At 40.9% G+C, this 24,842-nt stretch carries 19 protein-coding genes; 10 read left to right on the top strand and 9 right to left on the bottom strand.

Translation table 11 applies throughout. The features are described from left to right. Positions 1–112: 112 nt before the first annotated feature. The 7 genes from AB2N10_RS06175 to htpX all read right to left on the bottom strand — a co-directional run bounded on the left by AB2N10_RS06175 (position 113) and on the right by htpX (position 6,402). Positions 113–790, bottom strand: a complete 678-nt coding sequence (locus AB2N10_RS06175) for a YoaK family protein (protein ID WP_354625354.1) — start codon at positions 788–790, stop codon at positions 113–115. Between the two features lie 101 nt (positions 791–891). After that, positions 892–1,188 carry a hypothetical protein gene (locus AB2N10_RS06170; protein ID WP_354625353.1) on the bottom strand — a complete coding sequence of 99 codons (297 nt, stop codon included), beginning with the start codon at positions 1,186–1,188 and terminating at the stop codon, positions 892–894. A gap of 452 nt (positions 1,189–1,640) precedes the next feature. Then, positions 1,641–3,107: a HAMP domain-containing sensor histidine kinase gene (locus tag AB2N10_RS06165; protein WP_354625352.1), complete on the bottom strand. Its 1,467-nt coding sequence runs from the start codon at positions 3,105–3,107 to the stop codon at positions 1,641–1,643. 55 nt (positions 3,108–3,162) lie between these two features. Continuing rightward, positions 3,163–3,858, bottom strand: coding sequence for a response regulator transcription factor (locus AB2N10_RS06160; protein ID WP_354625351.1), 696 nt, complete (start codon positions 3,856–3,858; stop codon positions 3,163–3,165). 55 nt (positions 3,859–3,913) lie between these two features. Next, complete coding sequence (locus tag AB2N10_RS06155) at positions 3,914–4,615, bottom strand: spondin domain-containing protein (protein ID WP_354625350.1); 702 nt, start codon at positions 4,613–4,615, stop codon at positions 3,914–3,916. A 10-nt stretch (positions 4,616–4,625) separates the two neighbouring features. Next, the gene (locus AB2N10_RS06150) at positions 4,626–5,327 is read right to left on the bottom strand and encodes a spondin domain-containing protein (protein WP_369434492.1); all 702 of its coding nucleotides are present in this window, start codon (positions 5,325–5,327) and stop codon (positions 4,626–4,628) included. A 199-nt stretch (positions 5,328–5,526) separates the two neighbouring features. Then, positions 5,527–6,402 (bottom strand): protease HtpX, encoded by an 876-nt coding sequence (gene htpX, locus AB2N10_RS06145; protein ID WP_354625347.1) that lies wholly within the window; start codon positions 6,400–6,402, stop codon positions 5,527–5,529. 539 nt (positions 6,403–6,941) lie between these two features. Between htpX and AB2N10_RS06140 the strand changes: the two genes are divergently transcribed. Then, positions 6,942–8,033 (top strand): linear amide C-N hydrolase, encoded by a 1,092-nt coding sequence (locus AB2N10_RS06140; protein ID WP_354625375.1) that lies wholly within the window; start codon positions 6,942–6,944, stop codon positions 8,031–8,033. A gap of 59 nt (positions 8,034–8,092) precedes the next feature. Here the strand turns inward: AB2N10_RS06140 and AB2N10_RS06135 are convergent, their stop codons facing one another. After that, the gene (locus AB2N10_RS06135) at positions 8,093–8,620 is read right to left on the bottom strand and encodes a hypothetical protein (RefSeq protein ID WP_354625346.1); all 528 of its coding nucleotides are present in this window, start codon (positions 8,618–8,620) and stop codon (positions 8,093–8,095) included. Between the two features lie 35 nt (positions 8,621–8,655). Beyond that, positions 8,656–9,084 (bottom strand): hypothetical protein, encoded by a 429-nt coding sequence (locus AB2N10_RS06130; protein WP_354625345.1) that lies wholly within the window; start codon positions 9,082–9,084, stop codon positions 8,656–8,658. Positions 9,085–9,265: 181 nt separating this feature from the next. Here AB2N10_RS06130 and AB2N10_RS06125 point away from each other — a divergent pair, with 181 nt between their 5' ends. From AB2N10_RS06125 to AB2N10_RS06085, 9 genes are all read left to right on the top strand, one after another. Next, entirely contained in the window at positions 9,266–9,742 is a 477-nt protein-coding gene (locus AB2N10_RS06125) for a hypothetical protein (RefSeq protein ID WP_369434491.1), read from the top strand. A 248-nt stretch (positions 9,743–9,990) separates the two neighbouring features. Further along, complete coding sequence (locus AB2N10_RS06120) at positions 9,991–11,118, top strand: hypothetical protein (protein ID WP_369434490.1); 1,128 nt, start codon at positions 9,991–9,993, stop codon at positions 11,116–11,118. 245 nt (positions 11,119–11,363) lie between these two features. Continuing rightward, on the top strand, positions 11,364–13,079 hold the full coding sequence (locus tag AB2N10_RS06115) for an ATP-dependent endonuclease (protein WP_369434489.1): 1,716 nt from the start codon (positions 11,364–11,366) through the stop codon (positions 13,077–13,079). 199 nt (positions 13,080–13,278) lie between these two features. Further along, the gene (locus tag AB2N10_RS06110) at positions 13,279–13,530 is read left to right on the top strand and encodes a type II toxin-antitoxin system prevent-host-death family antitoxin (RefSeq protein WP_354625340.1); all 252 of its coding nucleotides are present in this window, start codon (positions 13,279–13,281) and stop codon (positions 13,528–13,530) included. Next, complete coding sequence (locus tag AB2N10_RS06105) at positions 13,527–13,787, top strand: Txe/YoeB family addiction module toxin (RefSeq protein WP_354625339.1); 261 nt, start codon at positions 13,527–13,529, stop codon at positions 13,785–13,787. The genes AB2N10_RS06110 and AB2N10_RS06105 overlap by 4 nt, the downstream gene beginning before the upstream one ends. 213 nt (positions 13,788–14,000) lie before the next feature. Continuing rightward, positions 14,001–14,819, top strand: coding sequence for a helix-turn-helix domain-containing protein (locus tag AB2N10_RS06100; RefSeq protein WP_354625338.1), 819 nt, complete (start codon positions 14,001–14,003; stop codon positions 14,817–14,819). 93 nt (positions 14,820–14,912) lie between these two features. Then, entirely contained in the window at positions 14,913–21,446 is a 6,534-nt protein-coding gene (locus tag AB2N10_RS06095; protein ID WP_369434488.1) for an SDR family NAD(P)-dependent oxidoreductase, read from the top strand. Continuing rightward, entirely contained in the window at positions 21,406–22,431 is a 1,026-nt protein-coding gene (locus AB2N10_RS06090; RefSeq protein WP_369434487.1) for a polyketide synthase dehydratase domain-containing protein, read from the top strand. Before AB2N10_RS06095 ends, AB2N10_RS06090 begins: the two co-directional genes overlap by 41 nt. After that, a complete protein-coding gene (locus AB2N10_RS06085) occupies positions 22,421–24,838 on the top strand; it encodes a PfaB family protein (RefSeq protein WP_354625335.1) in 2,418 nt (805 codons plus the stop codon). The genes AB2N10_RS06090 and AB2N10_RS06085 overlap by 11 nt, the downstream gene beginning before the upstream one ends. The last annotated feature ends 4 nt before the right edge of the window (positions 24,839–24,842 follow it).

Here is a 24,842-nt window from a genome sequence, read left to right as displayed (position 1 = left end):
CTATTTAATTACAGCAAAGCGCTGAATAAGATTATTTTTAAAAAGAATGGCTATTATATTTTTATAAATTAAAAGATATGGATGTCCTCGTTTTTCGTTTTTCTGGTCTAGCTCATTGCATGCAATTTTCATTGCTGAATTTGGCATTATAAATAGAATAAGATAGCGCCAATAGTAAGCAAATCGTTGCCGGTATAAATAGCGTTTTTAGTTTAAATAGCGTAAAGAAAAATGCACCAATCGTGCCACCAAAAATAAAGCCGATAATGATCAGTAGAAAGAGTAGGGCCTTTCTTTTGTCAAAGGTTTCGCCGCGCAATTTTCCGCCAAGCATGATTCCCAAATCGGTAAATATGCCAGTTACATGTGTGGTTCGAACGACAGCGCCACTATAAGTTGTCGCCAGAGCATTTTGTAACCCACAAGCGGCAGAAGCTAAATAATGCCCATATAGAGAGTCATGTGTTAAGAAATAGACTGAGGCAAAAAGAAATATTGATTCTAAACAGAGAAGACCACTGTAGTTGCGGCCTAGCTTCAATGCCCCACTACGTAAAAAAAATCCGGAAATTGCCGCGCCAATTAGGAAGCTGAAAATAATAATGAGCAAATGAAAAAAGTCAGCAAAAGAGGCGTTTATAACATCTGCTCCAAGCTGTGTTGCTGTACCTGATAAATGTGAAATCGATTGATGTTTGAAACTTAATAATCCAATGGAATTAACAAGCCCAGCAACAAATGCAAGTATAAATGAGCCATATTCTACCCAGCGGGGTAACTTTGAAATCACGATAATCCTTTATTTAGCGAATGCTGCTGTTGTACAAATCCCTGTTTAATCTCAACGATGGATAATAACAATATCTATCGTTGAGATTATAGCAATTGTTATTATTTTAATTGATCTGAAATAATCGTCATTTCAATTGGTGCCTTACTGACAATGATGCTCTCATGCATTTTGTCTACCGCGTCCTGCGGAGCGTCATTTAGATTAAGGGCTGTATCTCTTGCTTCCTTAGATTCCCACTGAGTATAAGCGGCAAAACTATCATCTGACACCTTATGTAATCTGGCGCCTAGAGACCCATGATTAGTGAGGTAATGATCAGTGACAGCTTTCCAACCAGCAATAAAATCATCATGCTTATGATGATGGATATTCCATCGATATAAAACAGTATACATAGGTATCCTTAAATATAACGCTTTGTTAAATAGCGTGAATATAGGTAATTACAATGGGCACAATTGGTAATAAATTTGCATTTGTGCATAAATAAGAGGAACACTAGGATGTCCCAATTAATATATCGCAATAAAAATGCGTCCCTAAAATCTGTGGAGCTATGCAAAAAATATGCATTACAACACTGGATGACTCAGGTCGATGGGAAACGCTCTGCAATATAATTTAGCGCTAACTTTACGCTTAGGATGGATAAAATGGAAGAATATATTGCTAGCAGCAGAAAAGTATCTGAGGTCATAAGTGATATACTAGGCGTTCAAAATAAAAAAACATAAATACTAGCTGTAATGGATATTGAGACGTCAGTTATGTATCTCCCATTCATCTGTAATCTGAATGAGAAATGCAAAGATTTTTATATATTTCTAATAAGTAGCTCTGCTATTACTCAATCATGACCATTTTTGGCTAACACAAAGGTAAATTGGCTGCCAATGCCCGGTTGGCTGCTGACCGATATGGCACTTCTATGCATGGCTAATAAATGTTTCACGATGGAGAGTCCAAGACCTAAATTAGTTGCGTTACCTTGGCTATTGCTGGCTTGATATTTAGGATTGAAAATCGCTTGTAACTCATCGTTAGCAATTCCTTTTCCGTTATCAACGATTTGCATTTCTACTTTATCGTTGAGGTCTCTAATTTGTACGCTAACTTCTCCACTGGCTTGTGTATGACGAATCGCATTATCAATTAAATTGACCAAAACACGTTCCAATTTACTAATATCGGCATAGGCGATAATGCCATTTTCATGGTCTGCTTGAACGGTTAATGCGACTTGTTGTTTATCTGCTTGATAGCGTAATCGTTGCATGACGTCATAGGCGAGTTCAACTACATTAACGTGCTCAGGAATAAATTGTACATCGCCACTTTCAAGGCGTGCTAATTCGAATAGTTGATCAACTAATTGATTTATTTGCTGACCATTTTTTAATGCATAGTGAATTAACTCATTACTGCGTTGTGGCGCTGGCGTGATTAACCAGGTTTCTAAATAGCCATTTAATGCAGTTAACGGTGTTCTAAAATCATGTGATATATGAGACAACAATTCACGGCGCAGTTGTTCGGTGTTTTTAATCTGGCTTAACTGCTGTTTTATATGCTGTGCCGATGAGATAAAACTGTGTTGTAAATCTTCAATTTCTTTATTTGAAAATAGAGACTCCTTGCGTTGCTGCATTTCAGTGAAATCATTATTGACATATTCAAGGCTATATTGACTCAGTTTTTTCAGTGGCTTAGTAATGATAGTAATGGCGATAAACATCGCCGTTAAGCCAAATAAAATAGCTGCACCTAGAATGAATGCACTCTCTTTTAAAACTTTGCTTTCGGAGATTTGAGCCATCGTCGTATCATGTTTTTGACCTCCAATAATTACGTATAAATAACCTATTATCTGCCCAGATGGGCTATTAATAGAGCTCACTGAAAATATTTTCTCTGTATTGGGGGTACGGGGATCATCACCATAAAGAGGAAAAATTGCCCCCTGTAAATATGCTTTTATGGGATGTAAATTCACCTGTTTAAGTTTTACGACTCCCTTTGGTGCTGAATAGGCAAGGATTTTTCCCGTGTTATCTAGGGCATAAAACTCCCATTCTGGCCCTAATAACATCTGCGTGTGGAAGGCGTTCATTAGGGTATTTGTGTCAATAATTCCCGCTTGTAAATTAGTATCATCCTGAACAATATGATGCGCTAAATCACGATGTAACGCTTGCCCAACTTCATCAGAGAGTTGCTGGCTACTGTATAAATAGAGCTGTAAAAGCACGAAGGCAAACAGCACAAATAACAGGCCGATAATCAGTGCCAGTTGGCTGGCTATGGAACGGAACATAAATAACCTCGTTTATAAACAGTCTTAAAATATGATAAATTTACAATCAGCAACGCTATTCGTGGGAAAATTTATAACCCACTCCCCAAACGGTTTTCAGCCAGAATGGGTTGGCGGGATCTTTTTCTAATTTTGAACGTAACCGATTCACCGTCGAATTCACTGTGTGTGCAGACCCTTCATGACGACACCCCCATATTTCACTAAGTAACTGTTCGCGACTGAATACCCGATGTGGCTGTTGTGCTAAAAAGTAAAGCAGCTCAAACTCTTTGACGCTGCAGTCGATAACCTGATCGGTAAGCGTGACTTGATATAGATTAGGGTTAATATGCAGAGTGTGAAAATCTAATACAGCTTTACTCGCTTCCTCTTTTGCCGCTTTATTGTCGCTACGGCGTAAATGTGCTTTCACCCTTGCTTGTAGCTCTAAAACGGAAAAGGGTTTGCTTAAGTAATCATCGGCACCGTTTTCTAACCCCGTCACTATATCCAGCTCTGAGGACTTTGCTGTGAGCATAATAATGGGGATATCAGGTTGTAACTGGCGTAATCTTTTACATAATTTAAGGCCATCTGTACCGGGTAACATAATGTCAAAAATGGCAAGGTCGTAGTCATGATTAAGCTGTTTATAAGCTTCACTGCCGTCATGAAAAACCATTACTTTAAGATCGAGCATTGATAAGTTAATGGAAACAATATTTGCAATATCGCGATTATCCTCGACCAATAATATTTTTTTTCTCATCACTATTTAACCACTCTTATCCATTGATATAGATAAGAGTGGTTAAAGCGGTTTTTTATTGCACTCGTTTGATAATTATTTTCGCCGCTGGATTATCAAATTTGTGCTCTGGTAGTAAAAGTGAACCCGCAAGTTCATGTGCAGTTAATACCCCTGCATGGACATAAACTCTGTTTACATCGCCATCGCGGCTAGCATTAAAGCCTTCGCCTCCTGATCCTGGGACTGCTACCTCATCATTTATTTCGCTACCCGCATCGTACACCATTAACATTTTTTGGTAGCTTTCTCCTAGTGTCAGTGAGTTTAAATCCATGTTAGTTAACCCAGTAAAACCATCATTGGTATTGATTAACATGGTGGCAAGGGTTAAACCATGTGCTTCGTTGGCATTGAGTTCAACAGTCCAGTTCATCGTCTCACCCGGCAATACGGGGGCATCGCTAACTTGGCTTTGTGTGATCCCTGGTAGGGCGATAAGTTGGCTTGCATCGCCACCTTCAGCTAAGGCCTCAAGGGCAACGCTCGCAGGTGAACCTGTTTGCCATAAGGAGATGCCGACTGCATGTGTTGCTAAAGCTGGTGGCGAAAATATTTGCCCCTGCGTGATATTGGTCAATGTCACATCATAAATGGACGGCTGCATAGCGGTGTCATTGTTATAGTCGCTATCATTGTTATCACCACAGGCTGATAGCGCAGTGATCATAACGACTAAGGCAATATAGTTAAGCTTGTGCGTTTTAATGTTTTTCATGACACTCCCCTTACTTAACCGTAATGACTAATTTAGCAACGGGGTTTAGCCATCTATGGACGCTACTATTTAGGTCGGAAAACCCGCCCATCGGATCATTGTCACCAATATTACCCGGATGAATATGCACGCTTTGGTTACCTTCACTGCTGCTTGCGCCACTGCCTCCTGTTCCTGCATGACCACTTGGATCTGCAGGAATACCTTGTACACCCAGCATGCCGCCACCATTGATAATTTCATCGTTAATTTCGGTGCCCGCATCGTATGCGTTTAGCATAATGGTATAAGTGCCAGCTTGGGTTGGGATCTTCCAGCTATCTAAACCAACAAAGCCATCATTTGTCGGTAACAGCATCGCACCTAAAGAGAGGTACATGTTGCTGCCTGTATCTAAATTACCACTTGAGGTAACACCCGCTAACGTTGGCGCAGAGGTTAAATCTAATGTGACGCCACCCATGTTGGTTATCTCTGCACTTAACTGCGATGTATCACCCCCTTCGGCCATTTTTTGTAAAGCGTCACTGGCAGCTTCTCCGACATGGAAAAGTGCGCTTTGATCATCATGTGCTGCAATTAATACGGGGGTGAATGCCATTGAGTTCGTGAGATTGACCAATTCAATATCAATCAAAGCAGCGTAAACTTGAGTCGTAGCGAGTAGGGTAGAGGCAACGGTTAGTGATGTAAGTGTTTGTTTGAATTTCATGACTATCTCCTTTTTAGTAAGTGAGATCAGTCTAAGTAATAAATATCCCAAGGAGAGCCTAGAGTTATCACAAAAGTATCCCAAATTGAGATAGTGGGAAAAGAGTGATTTTATTGCATGCAGTAACGAAATAGGGGGATGATAAATGAAAAAACCGCTATTTATTAAATAACGGTTTTATATTAATTCAAAGTAAATGCTATGAAATAGCGCTTTGCAGTGCGCTAATTCGTGCTTCTAGTGGTGGGTGAGACATAAACAGACCACTGCTGCGTTTACCGGAAATACCAAAGGCCATAAGTGTACCGTCTAGATGCGGCTCAGACCCTTTTTGTAAACGTTGTAATGCTGCAATCATTTTCTCTTTACCCACTAATTTAGCAGCGCCGGAGTCCGCACTAAATTCACGTTGGCGTGAATAGTACATTACGATTGTGCTTGCTAAGACCCCAAAGACCATCTCTAAAGCGAATACGATAATGTAATAGGCGAACCCGCGTCCTTCAGATTCAGAGTCACTATTACTATTGATGGCATTATCAATGATACCGCCAAGCACGCGTGCAATGAAGATAACAAAGGTATTCACAACGCCCTGAATTAAAGACATGGTGACCATATCTCCACTCGCTACGTGGCTAATTTCATGGGCGAGCACCGCTTCCGCTTCATCCTGCGTCATGGAGTGTAGCAGCCCCGTACTCACAGCTACTAAGGCATTGTTTTTGTTCATGCCCGTGGCAAATGCATTCATATCGGGTGCATCATAAATGGCAACCTCGGGGCACTGTATCCCAACCTTTTTGGCTTGAGCCGCTACAGTTTTCAGTAACCAATCTTCCGTTGCATTGCTTGGTTGTGTAATAACGGTTGCACCCGTACTACGTTTTGCTAACCATTTAGACATTGCTAATGAGATAAATGAGCCACCAAAACCAAACACAGCAGCAAGGACTAACAATCCACCCATGCTATTGGAGTTTAAACCCGTAAATTTAAAGACCAAACTTAGTACAATACCCAATACCAACATAACTGCTAAGTTAGTTAGTAAAAATAAGCCAATGCGTTTCATAGATACCTCAAAAAAGAAAATGTTCGTGTAGACATAATATGGCTAATTTATAGTTTTTCAAGTGTTTATAAAAATAAAATTCACCTTTGCTTTGATTTTTTTAGTTAATAACGCGTTGTAAAGATTATTACTGCTTATTTAACAATTGCTTATCTATTTTGTAACGTTGAAGTTTAATATACAATCATAACGTTGCTTCATCGTTGATTTTCCACCTTTTTTGGATTGGCACCGTTGTGACAAAGTTGTAATAAAAATGCCAGTTAACCATAAATTCATGCTCCTTTGCATTATCTAGATATTTTTAATTATTTACTGTAGATCAGTCAAAACACATTGATTATAAAACGATTTATACAAAAAACAGCTAAATATAAATTTATAGTTACTATTACGTAATGGATAACGAATTGGTTAAATTCAGCTAGTACAGCTAATACTTGGTGGCTTAGGCTGATTTTATTTACAATCATCACACGATTTAGGAGATATCAATGTGAAAACCGTTTAAGTTACTTGGCACATTTTCATTTCTTTCTATTTTTTTCTTAACTGAAGTCGGAGCTTGCACGCGCATATTCTGGAATACCAATCCAGATTTAATGATAGTAGGCCGTAATGAAGATTATGTCACCGCTTCACATCCGACATTCGTGGCTACACCGCGCGGCATAAAACGGTGGGGGACGGCTGATCCCACTAAAAAAAGCAAATCAATCAATTGGACGGTTAAATATGGAAATGTTGCCTCATATGCAAATAACCGCTTTCCAAATGATGGGATGAATGAAGTGGGACTGACTGCTCGCACACTCTTTTATGTTGATGCCAATGAATCTATTGCGCCAAATACATTGAAGAAAGAGTTAGATGAGGATCATTGGGTCAGTTTCACACTGGATAACTTTGCTACGGTTGTTGAAGCTGTTGATGCCATCAAAAATAAGGTTCATATTGTATCGGTAGTCGGAAAAAAGGGATCTGGTTTTAGTTATGCGACACCAAAGCACCTTGCTATCGCAGATGCAACAGGAGACTCGGCAATTATTGAGATTCAAAATGGTGTTGTTACGGTGTTTCATGGTAAGGAATATCGTATTTTGACTAACCCGCCATCCTACCAAAAGGAGCTGGAAAACGCTGCTAAGTATAAGGATGCGACTCAGGAGCAGTTGCCAGTAAGCTGGTCTGCTAACGATCGCTTTGTACGTTCAGACTTTTTCCTGCGTCACCTACCTAAACCTAGGGATAATGATGCCGCAACAGGCTATGGCTTTATGTATTCAGCACTCAGTACCTCAATAATGCCTGCTGGTTTGCCTGCTCCAGCTGAAGATAGGGAAGTGGTTAAGCAATTAGTGGCGACACTTAAAGATCCTCAAGAGACTTACGGTGGGGCGGCTACTTATTTCCAAACGATCTCTGACTTAACCAACTTACACTACCGATTTAAGTCTTTGATTGCCCCTTCTGACGTATTTTTTGATTTCGCAGGATATAACTTTGCCAAGGGACAACCGGTGCGTGTTATTAAGCGCATAGATAATTATGCCCAACAAGGCTGGAGTGGTGATGTGGTCCCACACCTAAAAGATATTAAAGGTGATATATACGACCAATCGATTGAGTAATACAAGCAAGATAAGGGATATCCAACTCTATGTTAATAAATGGTTTGGATATTCCTGCTCTACGGCCTACCACTCTCACGTATGCGACTCAAATAGGTGAGTGTCTGTTGAATCATCTCAAAGTCGACTTCATCACTTACAGTCGTCTTAGGCTGTATATCTTTTTTTATTGCCGTTAATTGTTTGATGATGGTATCAATAAGCGGTAATGAATCTTGTTGCCAATGCCATTCATGCGCAGTTAATAAATGGCTGAGTCTCAGTGTCGTAGTTGTAAAAAGATCAGTCAACTCAACTAAGCATTGCAGCGTTCCCGTTGTACTTTCCCTTTGCAACATAGAAGAGAAATCAATTAACCAGGATTCAGATTGCCCCGTTAATAGCCGCTTAAAATCAGGCCAGAGTTGCAATATTTCTAATTGTTTAATCAGTTCAGAAAAGCTATAGCTATTATTAAGCGGCATCTCTTCCTGTAAATGACCAAAAACATCAGAGTGGTATATAGGAGCTGAAAATTGATAATTAAGCAACTGCTGTATTAACTCATCGTGACTAAAGTGTTGATTCACTAAAAAAGGATCTTTCATTAACAAGTTTCCACTGAATAAAAATTATTTGAATATTAAAATTTGGATGTAGTTAGCTTTGATACGTCAAGCTGATACTCAGCAAAAGGGTAAGCAGAAAAAGAGATGTCAACCCAGGTTTGCTGCGAAATAACCACTACCGTTATGGTCATACGCTGCTCTTTTTCATTCCATATATTGGACTCAACAATATAACTATCATCAGGCATTACATAGCCGACATCGCTACTTTCAGATTGAATGACTACCTTAAAACGATCACCCTCAAAGCCCAATAATAGATAGTGTTTTTCATGTTCGCCCCCGACCATATCCTTGTGTTTATAACTCAAAGCGTCACGACTAAAATCAATATAGTAGTAATCACGACTTAATCCCTTAACATGTTTAAGTAAGTGATTGGGAGCACTTAAGGCGAGCGGAGATAGCAGTACCAAGGGCAAAAAAAGAGAGCGAAATTTCATCGTAATTCCAATTGCTAACCAATATAAGGTCTGTTTTAAAAAGAGTTAATAGAAAATTCATCTAAAAACAAAATAAACTCGAAAGATAAACAGACCCTAGCACATTTTTTGATAAAAAAAGCATTGAATCATCCTCTCCATGGCTTAAATTTTCATCTATAGCCTAAGCCTAGAGCAACTAATGGTTATTACCTGTATCAAATCAAACATTGTTGCTCTGATTGTATTTATACTTATTTTTTTGCTGCAAATGGAAGATATAATGAAAAAATCCCCCCTATTATTACTTTTTATTAGTGTAATTTCTTTTTCTAGTTTTTTTGCTAACGCTAAAGATAAGAACATGGTTGGGAAAACCGGCGATGTTCCTTGCCCTTGCGTTTTTAATAAAAATAGGGCGTGGAATCCAGATAAAATAGTCTGGAACAATCAAGAGTGGTTTTGTTCCAAATATAATGAGGATGGGCTCTGTGATTCTGTTGCAGTGATTAATTATACCGACAAAAAGCCGAATGAATGCGATAACGATACAGTGCCACTGCGTTGTCTGTTTGACCTAAAAAAAGCCCCAAAGGCGATCAAAATTAACGGTTCAACTTGGGCGTGTTTGGCTTACGATATTAACAACAAGTGTATTCAGGTGCATGAGGTTGAGTAATTGGTTGAACGAAGAGAAAACTTTCGCAATGCCACAGTAATCGGGAGCAACTTCTTTATAAACTCTCATTGACTAGCAAATGCAGTACAAGACTGGCCAAAATCTTTAAGTGGTGCCAGTATCCTATCTCATAAGCTCAACAGTTTTTTGCTATACAAGGAAGTATCATGCTGATAAATATAAGAAATAGAGTGAATAAAGTTAAGTGCGCACTGACTAGCCTAAATAATCAACCGATAGGGAAGAGTGTGTTAGTAATTGTACTGTTTCTTGATTTATTCATTTTAATGTCAATTTTTCAAGGCTTAGATGACCACACAAGTCAATTAACAACACCCTACGAATATGTCCCTCAGTATTGCCGAGATATTGTGATTGATGAAGCGTGGAATGAGAGTAATAGACTTATTCACACAGCAAAAATGGTAGCAAGAGATCGAGGTAATTACACTTACATAGATGAAAAACACAGAGATCAAGAAATTCATCCTATCTGTCAGTCGATAGCAACGCGATTGGATGTAATTGAAGCGAACAAAACGTTGTCTAGCAGCTTAAATCTATTGCTTAAACTGAGACAGCAATCCGTTGAGGTTAAATCTGAGCTTGATCGTGTAAAGGGGGCATATGATACATCTCTTTTAGAGGAGATAGCTGATAACAATAGTGTAAAAGAAAACACCGTCTCGCTAAAAAATCAGGTAGTACATTTAACGAAAAAACTTAACACCCTAGCAAATGATGAGTCCGCATCGGTTTCACTGCTTATGCAGAATCAACATGTTATTGAGTTTTTTAATGTGATTGACAACTCGTCTACTAACAACAGGGATATCCTTTTACAGGAATTACGCGATTTAAATTTTTGGTATCCAGCAAAGCGTTTGGCGATGGAGATGATTCTTTTGCTGCCACTTGTCATCATCTTCTATCTATGGAATTCCAAAAGTATCGTCGCGAGCAGGCCATATCAAAGTTTAGTTTCATCTCATCTGCTAGTTGTCGTATTTATACCAGTTATATTTAAGCTGATAACGTTGGTTTACGATATTCTGCCCAAAAAGCTTTTAAAGCATATATTTGCATTACTCGAGTCATTAAAGCTTGTGGCAATATGGCATTACGTCATGATGGGTGCTGCTGTTTTGGTTGCGATGGCTTTGATTTACTTTATGCAGAAAAAAATATTTTCACCTGAAAAAATCATTCAACGACGTATTATTAAAGGACAATGCCAACATTGTGCTGCCCATTTACCAAGCGGTAATAATGCTTGCCCAATATGTGGTTTTATGCAATTTAAGTTATGTGGGCATTGTAATAAAAAAACCTATATACATGGAAAGTATTGTAGAAAGTGTGGCGCCTACGATTAAATAGTAGCTCCATTTTACTGGTTAATATTACTGAAAGTTGTGGGTATCCCAGATTTTTCGTGATCAATAAAAAGGTTTGGATGTCCCCGATTAGTAAGCAGTCCGTTATTAAAAACAGAATATTTAATTGAATATCAATAAATTATGAATTATTGTGTCTTTTATTTAAAACAATCAGGCTGAAAAAAAGAAATTCTACAGCTTCGTTATGTGCCAGTGTATCTTCAGAGAGTAATGTTTAGAAAATGAAAATACAAATCAAGAAGTTTAAAAAAATTAATGATGTTTCTGTCGATTTGGAACCGTTAAATATATTTATCGGGACTAATAATTCGGGAAAAAGTAGCTTTATTCAAGGGATTCAATTTGCTGTTTCTAGTTGCCAAACCTTGAAACTTAAAAAAGGTAATTGGATCAAGGATAAAACTAAGACACTATCATTAGACTCTAGCGAATATTTGTATACACCTACAAATGACATCGCATATTTGTATCACGGTAAACCTCTAGCTGGTGCTAGAAGAAGAGAAGATAGACGTTGGATTGAGTTTATTTTCAATAATGGTGTTACTTCTACTGTACAGATATCCCGAGGAAAAAATGGTGGTTTTACCACAATGTTAACGGGGAAGAAGCTTGGTGACTTGTTAAGCGAAATTGAAAAGCCATATTGTGTTTATGTTCCTGGTATTGCAGGCATTCCAATTCTAGAAAAATATGAAGTTCCAATAGCAGTTAAAAAATCAGCTACACGTGGAGACAGCAATAACTATCTACGAAATATTTTATACACAATTAGCAACGACTCTCAAAAGTGGGAATCGTTTAAGGACTCTGTAAATTCAATTTATGAAAAAATAGATATAAAAGTTGAATTTGATGAACATGCTTCTGAATTTATAAATGTTTATGTAATCAGTGACAGTGTCAAGTTGCCTCTTGATTCGGTAGGAACAGGTTTACTCCAAATTGTACAAATATTTGCATATATAGAATATTTCGATCCTAAGATTATTTTGTTAGATGAGCCTGATTCTCATATCCACCCAACTAAGCAAAAACTACTTTCAAACGAATTGGTTAAACGAACGAGTGAAAACCCTGAATTAAAAGTGGTATTTTCTACTCACTCTAGATATATACTCGAATCATTGGAAGACAAAGCAAATGTAGTTCATTTTCAAAATGGGAATGCAATATCAGGAGTCAAAGGGAGTAATATACTATTAGATATTGGGGCTGCAGACGCAGACTACTTGTTCTCTAAGAAAGAACTTAAATACATTATTGTAACCGAAGATAAAGTTGATAACGTTTCAGAAAAGAAACACTTTCTTAAAAAATTCTTAATCGCTAATGGATTAAGCGAAAGTGAGTTTGTATTACATTCATATGAAGGCTGTACAAAGGTCGATTTTGCAAAAATATTGCAAGGATTCGTAAGGAAACAAATTCCTGGTGTTAAAGTCATTGTTCATATAGATAGAGATCAAAAACTTGATACAGATCGTGAGGTACTTAAACTTGCTGAGGACTGTGCTAAAAGAGAGTTGCTGTTCTTCATGACCAAATATCAAGAAGTTGAAAATTATTTCTGTGTTCCGTCTCATTTGAATCAAATTTATGGTGTGTCAATTGAGGACGCGAATGCCAAGTATTCACTCTTTATCGAGGAACTTAAAGAAGAGGCGATTCGAAAATTATCTAACTTTATACTTAGAGAGCGTCAGGAGTTAAGCCTAAATAAATCTAATAAGACTGATATTGCAACAGTAAGTAATCTCGCGAAAGAATGGTATGAAGCTTACAGTGAAGAGTTTACTCCTGGAAAAGAGTTACTTGGAAAAACAAAACAATATATTCAAAATGAATTGAAGAAGAATCCAAATGACATTTTAAATGTATCTGATTCACTTCGATGTGAAAAATTCCTTAGTTTAGTTACAGAGGAAAGCACATAACAAGGCATTTTGATGGTAATGGTAATCGGGGACATTCAAGTGTTTTATTGATGTAAATCAATAAAACACTTGGATAAAATATTCGGATGTCCCTGATATACCAACGCCGATCTAAACCCCGAGAAGCCTATCCTTGTTTGTTATGTGACAACACTCTATACTGTACCAATTAACGTACATGAGCGCTTTGGAGTTATATATGGATGCAATAAGTTATACAGCCGCTAGAGCAAATTTAGCCAATACAATGGCGCAGGTCTGTAATGATCACGCACCAATTATTATTACCCGTAAAAGTGAAGATCCTGTTGTTATGATCTCATTAGAAGACTATAACGCAATGCAAGAAACAACGTATTTACTTAGATCCCCTGCAAACGCTAGAAACCTTTTAGAGTCTATTGCCGAACTTGAGGCTGGCAATGGAACTGAAAGGGAGCTAATAGAATGAAGCTAACATTTTCAACTAAAGCTTGGGAACAATACATTTATTGGCAAACCACCGATAAGAAAATAGTAAAACGTATTAACTTACTTATTAAAGATATTCAAAGAACTCCCCACGAAGGTATTGGTAAACCTGAGCCTTTAAAGCATGGATTATCTGGGTATTGGTCTCGCCGAATAAACGATGAACATCGCATCGTTTATAAGCATCAAGATAACACCATTCTAATTGCACAGCTCCGATATCATTACGGCACATAACGGTGATGCCAATCCTTTAATCTATTTTTTATAGCAGTCATCGCTCCTACAAATTAAAGCAAGTTAATGAAGGTAAATTGTTCATATAACAGATGCTAACTCACTATTTATTAAAAATATTTAAAATCTAAGTATCGGCTGATTGTATAGGGGGTGATACCTGTGTATATTAGCTCGCAATCGATTATCACGTCATACATATATTAAATTTAAATGTCTAAACAGCATAAAAACGCCACTACAACACCTGAAATGCGAGCTTTTATACATCAATCCGATCTTCCTACGGCGGTTTTAGCGCGCCTATTGAAAATATCAGAAGCGACCGTGCGTAAATGGCGTAAACGTAGCGATAATCATGATGCCTCACACATTCCCAAACAGTTACACACCACATTAAGTGCGGCGCAGGAGTTCGCGGTTGTCCATTTGCGTACCCGTTTAAAACTGTCGTTGGATGAGTTATTAAGTGTATGTAAGCACTTTATTAATGAAGATACCTCTCGTGCAGGATTGCAACGTTGTTTAAAGCGGCATGGTGTATCAAAGCTTGCGGATATGGATCCCTTACCGACAGATGAGCTGAGTGATGATTTCGTGGTGGTTGATATCGCAGAGAATGAATCGAACACGGTGATCACTGCGCCCATTTCCCCACAGGCGATGTCTGATGTGCTAAATCAGGTGCGTAATAAAAGTGCGGCAAAGCCCTTATTAACACAGCAAACCAGTGAGTTGGCTGAATATGCATTGCATGCGAAATCAACGCCCTTAAGCAATTTAGATGTGGTACAGGTTAATGTGACTGTTTTACCAACGTTTTCCAGCAACGAGCCGCAATATCGATTGTTAGTTGCCAATGATCCCGAAGGAAAGTGGGTTTATGTCGATCTCTATAGTGACGGTGAGAAAAATGCTGCGAGACGCTATATGAAGCACGTTTTACATAAGGCACCTTTTCATATTCGCCGCGTATTAGTGGCTAACTATACGGAGTTTATCAGCCGTTTTAGTTTGCTCGATAAAGAATAAATAGATTAAATTTTAAGCCGTTAGCTTGCTCTGAACCCGATAAGGGGCAGACAAATCAAGCATAACGCAATGCATCCTAACTGGAGTAATAGCATGTCAAACACAGAAAATACGAACAATAGCGCGTCCCTTGTTGATGAGCAGTTTCATTCTCGTTTACAAGAGACGCCGATAGCAATTGTTGGTATGGCCTCGGTTTTTGCAGAGAGTAAAAACCTTTCCCAATTTTGGGATAATATTGTCGAGTCGGTGAATGGTATTCAAGATGTGCCAGAAGACCGTTGGGCAATCGATGATTATTACTCCAGTGATAAAAAGGAAGCGGATAAAAGCTATTGTAAGCGCGGTGGTTTTTTACCTGAAATTGATTTTGACCCAATGGAATTTGGTCTGCCGCCGAATATTTTAGAACTAACGGATATTACCCAGTTGATGTCGTTAGTCGTGGCACGCGATGTCTTAGCCGATGCGGGAATTGCCGATGAAGCGAGTTTCGACCGCGATAAAATGGGCATTATATTAGGCGTTGGCGGCGGTCAGAAACAGGGCGGGCAATTGATGTCTCGCTTGCAAGGTCCTGTTTTAGATAAAGTGTTGGCGGCTTCTGGCGTTAATGGCGCGGATCGTGAAATCATTATTGATAAATTTAAGAAAGCCTATATTCCGTGGGAAGAGAATTCATTTCCGGGCATGTTGGGTAATGTTATCGCAGGGCGTATTGCTAACCGCTTTAATCTTGGCGGTACTAACTGTGTCGTTGATGCGGCCTGTGCTGGTTCATTAGCTGCGATAAAAATGGCTGTTTCAGACCTATTGGAGCATCGCTCGGAAATGATGATTTCTGGCGGTATCTGCTGTGATAACTCGCCATTTATGTATATGTCTTTCTCAAAAACGCCAGCCTTTACCGATGGCGATGATATTCGTCCCTTCGATGAAAAATCCAATGGCATGATGATTGGTGAAGGGGTTGGCATGGTCGCGTTGAAACGTTTAGCGGATGCTGAGCGCGACGGTGATAAAATTTATGCTGTCATTAAAGGCATTGGTAGCTCCTCCGATGGACGTTTTAAATCTATCTATGCACCACGACCAGAAGGGCAGTTGAAAGCATTAAAACGTGCCTACGCCGATGCTGGTTTTGATGCCAAAACCTGTGGCTTAATTGAGGCGCATGGAACGGGCACTAAAGCAGGTGATGCCGCCGAATTTAGCGGATTAAATCTGCTCTTTAGTGAGAATAATGAGCACAAACAGCACATCGCGTTAGGATCAGTAAAGTCACAGGTTGGTCACACTAAGGCAGCGGCAGGTACTGCTGGTTTAATTAAAGCCGCACTCGCGCTTCACCATAAAGTGTTGCCCGCGACCATTAATGTTGATAAACCCAATCAAAACCTTAATATCGAAAATACGCCACTATATATCAATAATGAGACGCGCCCATGGATGCCTCGCGTTGACGGTGTTAAACGTCGTGCTGGTATTAGTTCGTTTGGCTTTGGCGGCACGAATTTCCATTTTGTATTAGAAGAGTACCGTGCAACACAAACAGAACCATACCGTTTAAATGTGGTGCCTGAAACGATATTAGTGAGTGCGCAAAGTAGAGCTGCATTGATTAGTAAATTAACGCAATGGGCTAAAAAACTCGATACAGATCAAGATGCTGCACAATTTGTGTTTAATGCCTTAGTAGAGGAAAATCCTTGCACAACACCTGCGCAAGAATTAGCTCGTTGTGGTTTTGCTGCAAAAAATAGTCAGCAAGCTAAAGCCGCGATTGAACAAATAGTAAAACGTTTTGCCACGGATAATAGCCAAGCGTGGAGTTTGCCAACGGGAATTTACTACCGTGAATCGGCTCTTGAAAGTGCAGGCAAAGTGGTCTCTCTTTTCTCTGGTCAAGGGTCGCAGTACCTAAATATGGGGCGTGAATTAGTTTGTAATTTTCCCCCTATGTTAGCGACCATGGCCGAGATGGATAAAGCATTTAGCCAAGCAGGCAGGGAAGAGCTTTCCCATTGTTTGTATCCTATTCCTGTGTTTAGTGAGCAACAACGTCAGGAGCAACAGCGCCTGTTACAACAAACGCAGTTTGCTCAACCTGCCATTGGCGCATTCAGTATGGGGCTTTATAAAACCATGCAACAAGCGGGTTTTAAAAGTGATTTTGCAGCAGGACACAGTTTCGGTGAATTAACGGCACTGTGGGCGGCGGGTGTCGTCAGTGATGCTGATTATATGCGTTTGGCACGCAGTCGAGGTGAAGCGATGGCTGCGCCGCTCGATAATGATTTTGATGCAGGCACCATGATCGCGGTCGTGGGAGATCCGGATCTCATTGCCGATGCGATAAAGGCATTTGCCGATATTACCATTGCTAATTACAACGCCAATAATCAAGTTGTCGTAGCGGGCGCAACGGCGCAGATCGCCAGCGCAACAAGCGCACTACAGGCACAAGGCTTTAAAGTGGTGGCACTCCCTGTTTCTGGTGCTTTTCATACGCAGTTAGTTAACCATGCCCAACAACCCTTTGCCGAAGTCATCGATAGCGTTGAGTTTCATTCTCCTGTCATTCCCGTATTTAGTAATGGCACTGCGCAGCTGCACGAAAACGATGGCGATGCAATTAAACAGAGTCTAAAAAATCATATACTACAATCAGTGCGATTTAAGGAAGAGATAGATAATATTTACAGCGCGGGTGGACGTATTTTTGTCGAGTTTGGGCCTAAAAATGTGTTGAGCCGATTAGTCGATAATATTCTTGCCGATAAAGATGATGTGACAACCATCGCGATTAATAGTAACCCTAAACAATCTGCCGATTTGCAATTACGTTTAGCGGCATTGCAAATGGCTGTATTAGGGCTGCCACTGACCACGATTGACCCATATAATGCAGTTGCTCGCCCAACTGTTGCCCCTAAAAAATCACCATTAGCGATGAAATTAAGTGGTGCGGCTTATGTTAGCCCGAAAGCGAAACAAGCATTCAGCGATGCCTTAAATGATGGCTGGCAAATCACTTCTGCAGCGCAACAGGAAAAGGTTGTCGTTAAGGAAGTTATTGTAGAAAAAGTCGTTGAAAAAATTGTTTATGTCAATGCAGATGGTACACCCTTTGAAACCTCGGAGACGACTCATGCTAATAACAGTGAGTTAGTTAAATCGGTTGAGCAAAGTGTGGCTGCGCTGATCCATCAACAGAGCCAATTATTAGACGTACATCAAGAGTTTATGCAAGGTCCACAGGAGTATGCAAAAACCTATCAAGATCTTTTATTGATCCAAAGTGGAACGCAAGCACTCCCCGAGAGTTTAGATAAAACGCTCTCTATGTATCATCAATATCAGTCTGAAACGCTACGTGTGCATGAAAGTTACTTAAATAGTCAGACAGAGAACATGCAGAAGGTGTTGGCGGAATTACCAAGCGTCACTGCGAGTGATAACATCGGCGTAGCCCACACGGTTAATTCAACTAGCGCGAAAGTACATTCTGTCGAACCAGTTGTTAATAATAGTGCTACGCTCTCAATTGCAGAGCAATTGGCGAAAACCCATAGCACCATAATCAATGTCACGCCGACCGTTACACCTGTCGTTGCCGAGCCAGTGGCTCCAGTCATTGATACAAAAGCGATAGAAAATGTGATGCTCGCCGTGGTCGCCGATAAAACCGGTTATCCCGTAGAAATGTTAGAGCTAAGTATGGATATGGAAGCGGACTTAGGCATCGATTCCATCAAACGTGTAGAAATATTAGGGGCAGTACAGGATGAAATAACGGATCTCCCTGAGCTTAATCCCGAAGCGTTAGCGGAGCTGCGCACACTGGCTGAAATTGTTGACTACATGAACGAATGTGCAGGCACTGTTGCTGTGAATGCAACGGTAGCAGCACCACAAACAGCAGCATCAATTGATAGCGATAAAATCCAATCTGTCATGCTTGCCGTGGTCGCCGATAAAACGGGTTATCCCGTAGAGATGTTAGAATTAAGTATGGATATGGAAGCGGATTTAGGCATCGATTCCATTAAGCGCGTGGAAATATTAGGCGCAGTGCAGGATGAAATAGCGGATCTCCCTGAGCTCAATGCAGAAGCCTTAGCGGAGCTGCGCACACTGGCTGAAATTGTTGATTACATGAACCAATGTGCAGGCACTATTGCTGTGAATGCAACGGTAGCAGCACCACAAACAGCGACAGCAATTGATAGCGATAAAATCCAATCTGTCATGCTCGCCGTGGTTGCCGATAAAACCGGATATCCCGTAGAAATGCTTGAACTAAGTATGGATATGGAAGCGGACTTAGGCATCGATTCCATCAAACGTGTAGAAATATTAGGTGCAGTACAGGATGAAATAACGGATCTCCCTGAGCTCAATGCAGAAGCGTTAGCAGAGCTGCGCACACTGGCTGAAATTGTTGCCTACATGAACCAATGTGCAGGCAGCGTTGCTGTGAATGCAACGGTAGCTGCACCACAAACAGCGGCATCAATTGATAGCGATAAAATCCAATCTGTCATGCTTTCTGTGGTCGCCGATAAAACGGGGTATCCCGTAGAGATGTTAGAGCTAAGTATGGATATGGAAGCGGATTTAGGCATCGATTCCATCAAACGTGTAGAAATATTAGGCGCAGTGCAGGATGAAATAACGGATCTCCCTGAGCTCAATGCAGAAGCGTTAGCAGAGCTGCGCACACTGGCTGAAATTGTTGCCTACATGAACCAATGTGCAGGCAGCGTTGCTGTGAATGCAACGGTAGCTGCACCACAAACAGCGGCATCAATTGATAGCGATAAAATCCAATCTGTCATGCTTTCTGTGGTCGCCGATAAAACGGGGTATCCCGTAGAGATGTTAGAGCTAAGTATGGATATGGAAGCGGATTTAGGCATCGATTCCATCAAACGTGTAGAAATATTGGGCGCAGTGCAGGATGAAATAACGGATCTCCCTGAGCTCAATGCAGAAGCGTTAGCCGAACAGCGCACGCTGGCTGATATCGTTGCTTACATGGCAGCTGTAAGTGGTGCAGGTGATACGCCCAAACAACCATTGCTAGCAAAGATTGATGAGCAGCTTGATCGCCGTGTAAATGATTTTCAGCCAGCGCCGAGTGCGATTGTTACCGTTAAACACCTTGCTCCCGTGAATAAAATAGAGAGCAATGTCAACGGAGAAAACCTGTTATTGGTGGATGATGGCGAAGGTTGTACCGTGCGTTTAGCGGAGCAATTAACGCAACTTGGTTGGGCGGTAACGCTCTTACAACCTGCGTGGGTTAAAGCGACAAGTACAAAATCCTTCGTCGATAAGGTCATTGTTATGCCCTTGGAAGAGTTAAGTGAGCAAGAGGTCAGTGCCATTTTAGCAACCCAAACGAGTTGGACGAGTGTTATCTATCTGCACCCTAAGCAAGCAATTGCAGGGCTTGAGTATCCAGAAAAGAGTAAACAGGGATTACAACTTGCTTTCTTATTAGCAAAATTATCAGGATTAGCGCAAAACAATCATAATGATACCCGGTCTTCATTTGTCGTTTTAACGCGTCAGGGCGGTGCTTTCGGCGTTGATGAAAATGAATTAGATGCCGACCTTGTGCAAAGTGGATTAACAGGTTTAGTCAAAACCCTTAACCATGAATGGCCAAGGGTATTTTGTCGTGCCATTGATATCGCAACGAAGTTTAGTGGCGATAAAGTTGCCAAACTGATTATTGAAGAACTTAATGATAGTGATTGCAGCCATGTTGAGGTCGGATTCAACCATAATGGCCGTTTAACCTTAGTGGCAGAGTCGACTGACAGTTATGCATTAAACTCAGGTAATAGTATTGATCAAAATTCACTTTTTTTAGTCAGTGGTGGAGCGAAGGGGGTGACCGCACACTGTGTTATTCGCCTTGCGCAAAAGTATCGAGCAAAATTTATCCTCCTAGGACGTTCGCACTATCAGAGTGAAGAGCCTACTTGGGCTAACGACGTTTTGGATGAGGTCGAACTGAAAAAAGCGGCGATGCAAGCTATTATTGCCACGGGTGAAAAAGCAACACCGAACAGTGTGGCAGCGCTGGTAAAACCTATTCTTGCCAACCGCGAAATAAAACAGACCTTACAGGCGATTGACGATGCAGGCGGCTTGGCGGAGTATGTTAGTGCCGATGTCACAGATGCGCACAGCGTAATGGATGCCGTTTCACCTATTACCGATCTTTGGGGGGATATTAGCGGTATTATTCACGGTGCTGGCGTGTTAGCGGATAAATTGATTGAGCAAAAAACCTTGGCGGATTTTGATGCGGTATACCGTACAAAAATAGATGGGTTACTTTCGTTACTCGCTTGCTGTGATGAGGATAAACTACAACACTTGGTTTTATTCTCCTCGGCGGCTGGTTTTTACGGTAATCCCGGACAGTCCGATTATGCCATTGCCAACGATATTCTTAATAAAACCGCTTACCGTTTTAAAGCCTTACATCCAACGGCGCAGGTGTTAAGTTTTAATTGGGGCCCTTGGGATGGCGGAATGGTTACGGCTGAACTAAAACGCATGTTTAATGATCGCGGTGTTATATATTCCACTGGATGCCGGGGCTGAGTTATTTGCCAGCGAAATGGCAGCCGACAGCAACCGCTGTGTGCAGATTTTAGTGGGTAATGACATGGGCGGTGAACCTGCCAATAATCAGGAAAATAGCGCAAAAAAGCCCTTAGTTAGTCGCTTCACTAAATCTCTTTTAGCGGCTAACAATGCTTTTTTAAAGGATCATCAAATTGCTGGTAATGCGGTTTTTCCAACCGTTTGTGCCATTGCCATGATGGTTGAGACAGCCTTGCAAACTTACCCTGATTATTACTATTTAGGTTTGCAAAATTATCAACTATTTAAGGGGATTGTTTTTGATGGTAATGAAAGTGGCGATTATATTATCGAACTAACATGGCAGCAGGAAACGCCCGACCAGTTGACTATTGCAGCTAAAATTTGCAGTGACAATGGCGCTGGTAAGGTGGTATTCAACTATGCAGCAATACTCCTGTTGGCTAAAAAACGGTTACCGTTGTTGACATATAACGCTCAACTACCCGATTTGATTATTGATAAACAGTCGTCAGCGACGCAACTTTACCGGAATGGGACATTATTTCATGGCCCAAGTTTGCAGGGTATTCAAGCAGTCAATCAGTGTGATCAAAATGGCCTAATTTTAAGTTGCCAAATTGATGCGATGGTTAGCGATTTAAGCGGCGAATTTGCGTTACACACTAGTAATATTTTTGCTAATGATTTGGTGTATCAAGCAATGCTAGTTTGGGTGCGTCAACAACTCGGTTTAGGCAGTTTACCTTCTGCGACCCTAAGCTGGACTGTCTATGATGAAGTTACACTCGGGCAACCATTTTATTTACTATTAACCATCACCGAGCAGCAGGGCAGCAAGGTAGTTGGTGATGTTTGTTTAATTGCCGCCGATAAAAAAATATTGGCAGAGGTACGAGGAGTAACGGTCACTTGCAGTGAAAATTTAAACAATCTATTTACAGCGGCGACTGTAAAAAACGATGTAAACCATGACAGATAATTATTGCCTCACTCGTCATATGGCAATCATCGGTTGCGATGCTTGTACGCCTGATTTGCCCTGTATTGATCAGGTCGCAACGGCTTTATACAATGGCGATTGTCAACGCCCCATCGCAGATGTGCCGCGAGATGTTGGTGATTTATGCCATAGTGCTATCACGCGAGTTTTACAGCAGGGTAGGATCACAGCTAAACAAGTCGCCATTATCGTTATTGGTGATCTGGTGATTAGTGATGCAAGAGAATATGCGAGCAGCCAGAACCTGGCCAATTTAGGCGATGCGTTACACGCTGCGCAAGGGTTAATAGAGCAGCAACCGCTAGCGGTATTATTGATTGCTGCGAATATGGATGCCGTAAATAGTGTTCAGCAAGAGAAAGCAACGATCAGTTTTGCCGATGATTTTACTGGGTATGGGGCGAGTCTCGGTTTTTGTGCGTTACTACTCTCCAGCCTTGACCTTGCTGCACGCCTTAACGCCTATCAATATGGCGTTATTGCCGCGGCGGTCAGTAGCCGTGATCTTACTAAGCCTCTTGATGAGATTATTAAACAATCATTGCAACAGGCGCAGATAAGTCGCGAACAAGTTAGCGCAATAGAAGTGACTGCCCCTGCACAATCGCCTTTCGCACAATTAGAAGCGACGGGAGTTATCAAGGGCTATACAAATGGTACAACCTTACACACGGGCATAACCTGTAGTAAAAGTGTCTTGGGTGACAATGGTGCGTTATCACAACTATTTGGCCTATTGCATTGTGTATTAGCGCTGCAACTACGTTATCGACCCGCTATAAAAGAGTGGAGTGCACCTATTGCGGCACAATTGAGCGCATGGCTAGATTCCCCTTTTTATATTTTTAATGCGCCTGCCACCGCCTTTGCAAATGCAGATAAATCTCCGCGTTATATGGCTTACAGTTGTCTTTCATCAACGCAATACAGTCACCTATTGTTAAAAGAAAATGACCATCAAGGTGTGCGCACTAATGGTTTTAATGCCCATAGTGATCTATCGCTGTTTATTATTAGCGCCGATAGCGAGGCGCAATTAACAAAGCAGATCATCTCCCTTATCGACGGCCTTGATGCATATAACTTGAAAACGCTAGCGCGATCTCTCTATGAAAATAGCCAGCAAGGTCGGTATAAATTAGTGTTGGTTGCACAAAGTAAGGCTGCGCTACACAAAGAATTAACCCTTGCTGTTGATGGTGTGGGCGAAGCATTTGCGCATCATCGCGAGTGGAAAACCCCGAAGGGCAGTTATTTTAGCGCACAGCCTATCCATAACGCGCAAAAAATCGCTTTTACCTATCCCGGTATTGGGGCGAGTTATTTAGGTTTAGGGCGTCAATTATTACAGCTTTTTCCGCAAATATACCCAATGGTTACGGCGATGGTCGATGATCTCGGCGCCACCTTGCAGGAACGGCTTCTCTATCCGCGATCGCTCACCCCTTTAACTTTTAAGCAGCGACAGGAGTACGATTTAGCGCTGCGTAATGAACTCGCTAATATCGCTCAGTGTGGTATCGCCTATGCGTCAATGGTCAGTAAAATATTCACACAGGTCTTTACTGTTCAGCCTGACTTTTCCTGCGGCTATAGTATGGGCGAAGTGAGTATGTTTACGGCACTCGATTGTTGGCAAAATCCACAGTTAATGAGCCAGCGTTTGCACCATAGCACAACCTTTAAACAGCGTTTAGCAGGGGAGTTAGCCGCCATTCGTGAACATTGGCAACTAAGCGATGTTGGCGATACTCCGATATGGGAAAGTTACAGTGTCAAAGCAAACGTCGAACAAGTCGAACAGGTATTATTAGTGACGGATCGTGTTTATATCACCATTATTAACAGCCCCGATAGTCTTGTTATCGCAGGTTATCCCGAAGATTGCCGCGCAGTTTGCCAACGTTTAGGGCAACGCGCTATTGCATTGCAGGTGGCGAATGCCATCCATTGTCCACCTGCCTATAGCGAGTATGACAATATGCAACGTTTATATACGCTCGATGTAGCGCACAAGAAAAACTGTAAAATGTATTCCAGCGCCTATTATCTGCCCGTACCGCAACACAGCAAAGCGATTGCAATGAGCATTAGTAAATGCCTCTGTGAACAGGTGGATTTTCCGCGTTTAATTAATACCCTCTATCAACAAGGCTGTCGCGTGTTTGTGGAGATGGGGGCTGGCAGTTCATTAACGAACTGGACAGATAAAATATGTCAGCACGCCAAGGTTAACGACTATTTAGCCGTTTCCGTGAATGCGAAAGGAGCGAGTGAACAACTCACTCTAATGCGTGCAATTGCAAAATTACTCAGCCTTGGCATCAAGATTAATGTCGACAGTTTTTTTTATGGCTCAGTCATTCAACCATTACAAAAATATTAAGAGA

It is taken from the genome of Psychromonas sp. MME1 (assembly GCF_041080865.1).
GTDB lineage: Bacteria > Pseudomonadota > Gammaproteobacteria > Enterobacterales > Psychromonadaceae > Psychromonas.
This window is presented reverse-complemented; position numbering and strand designations above follow the sequence as displayed.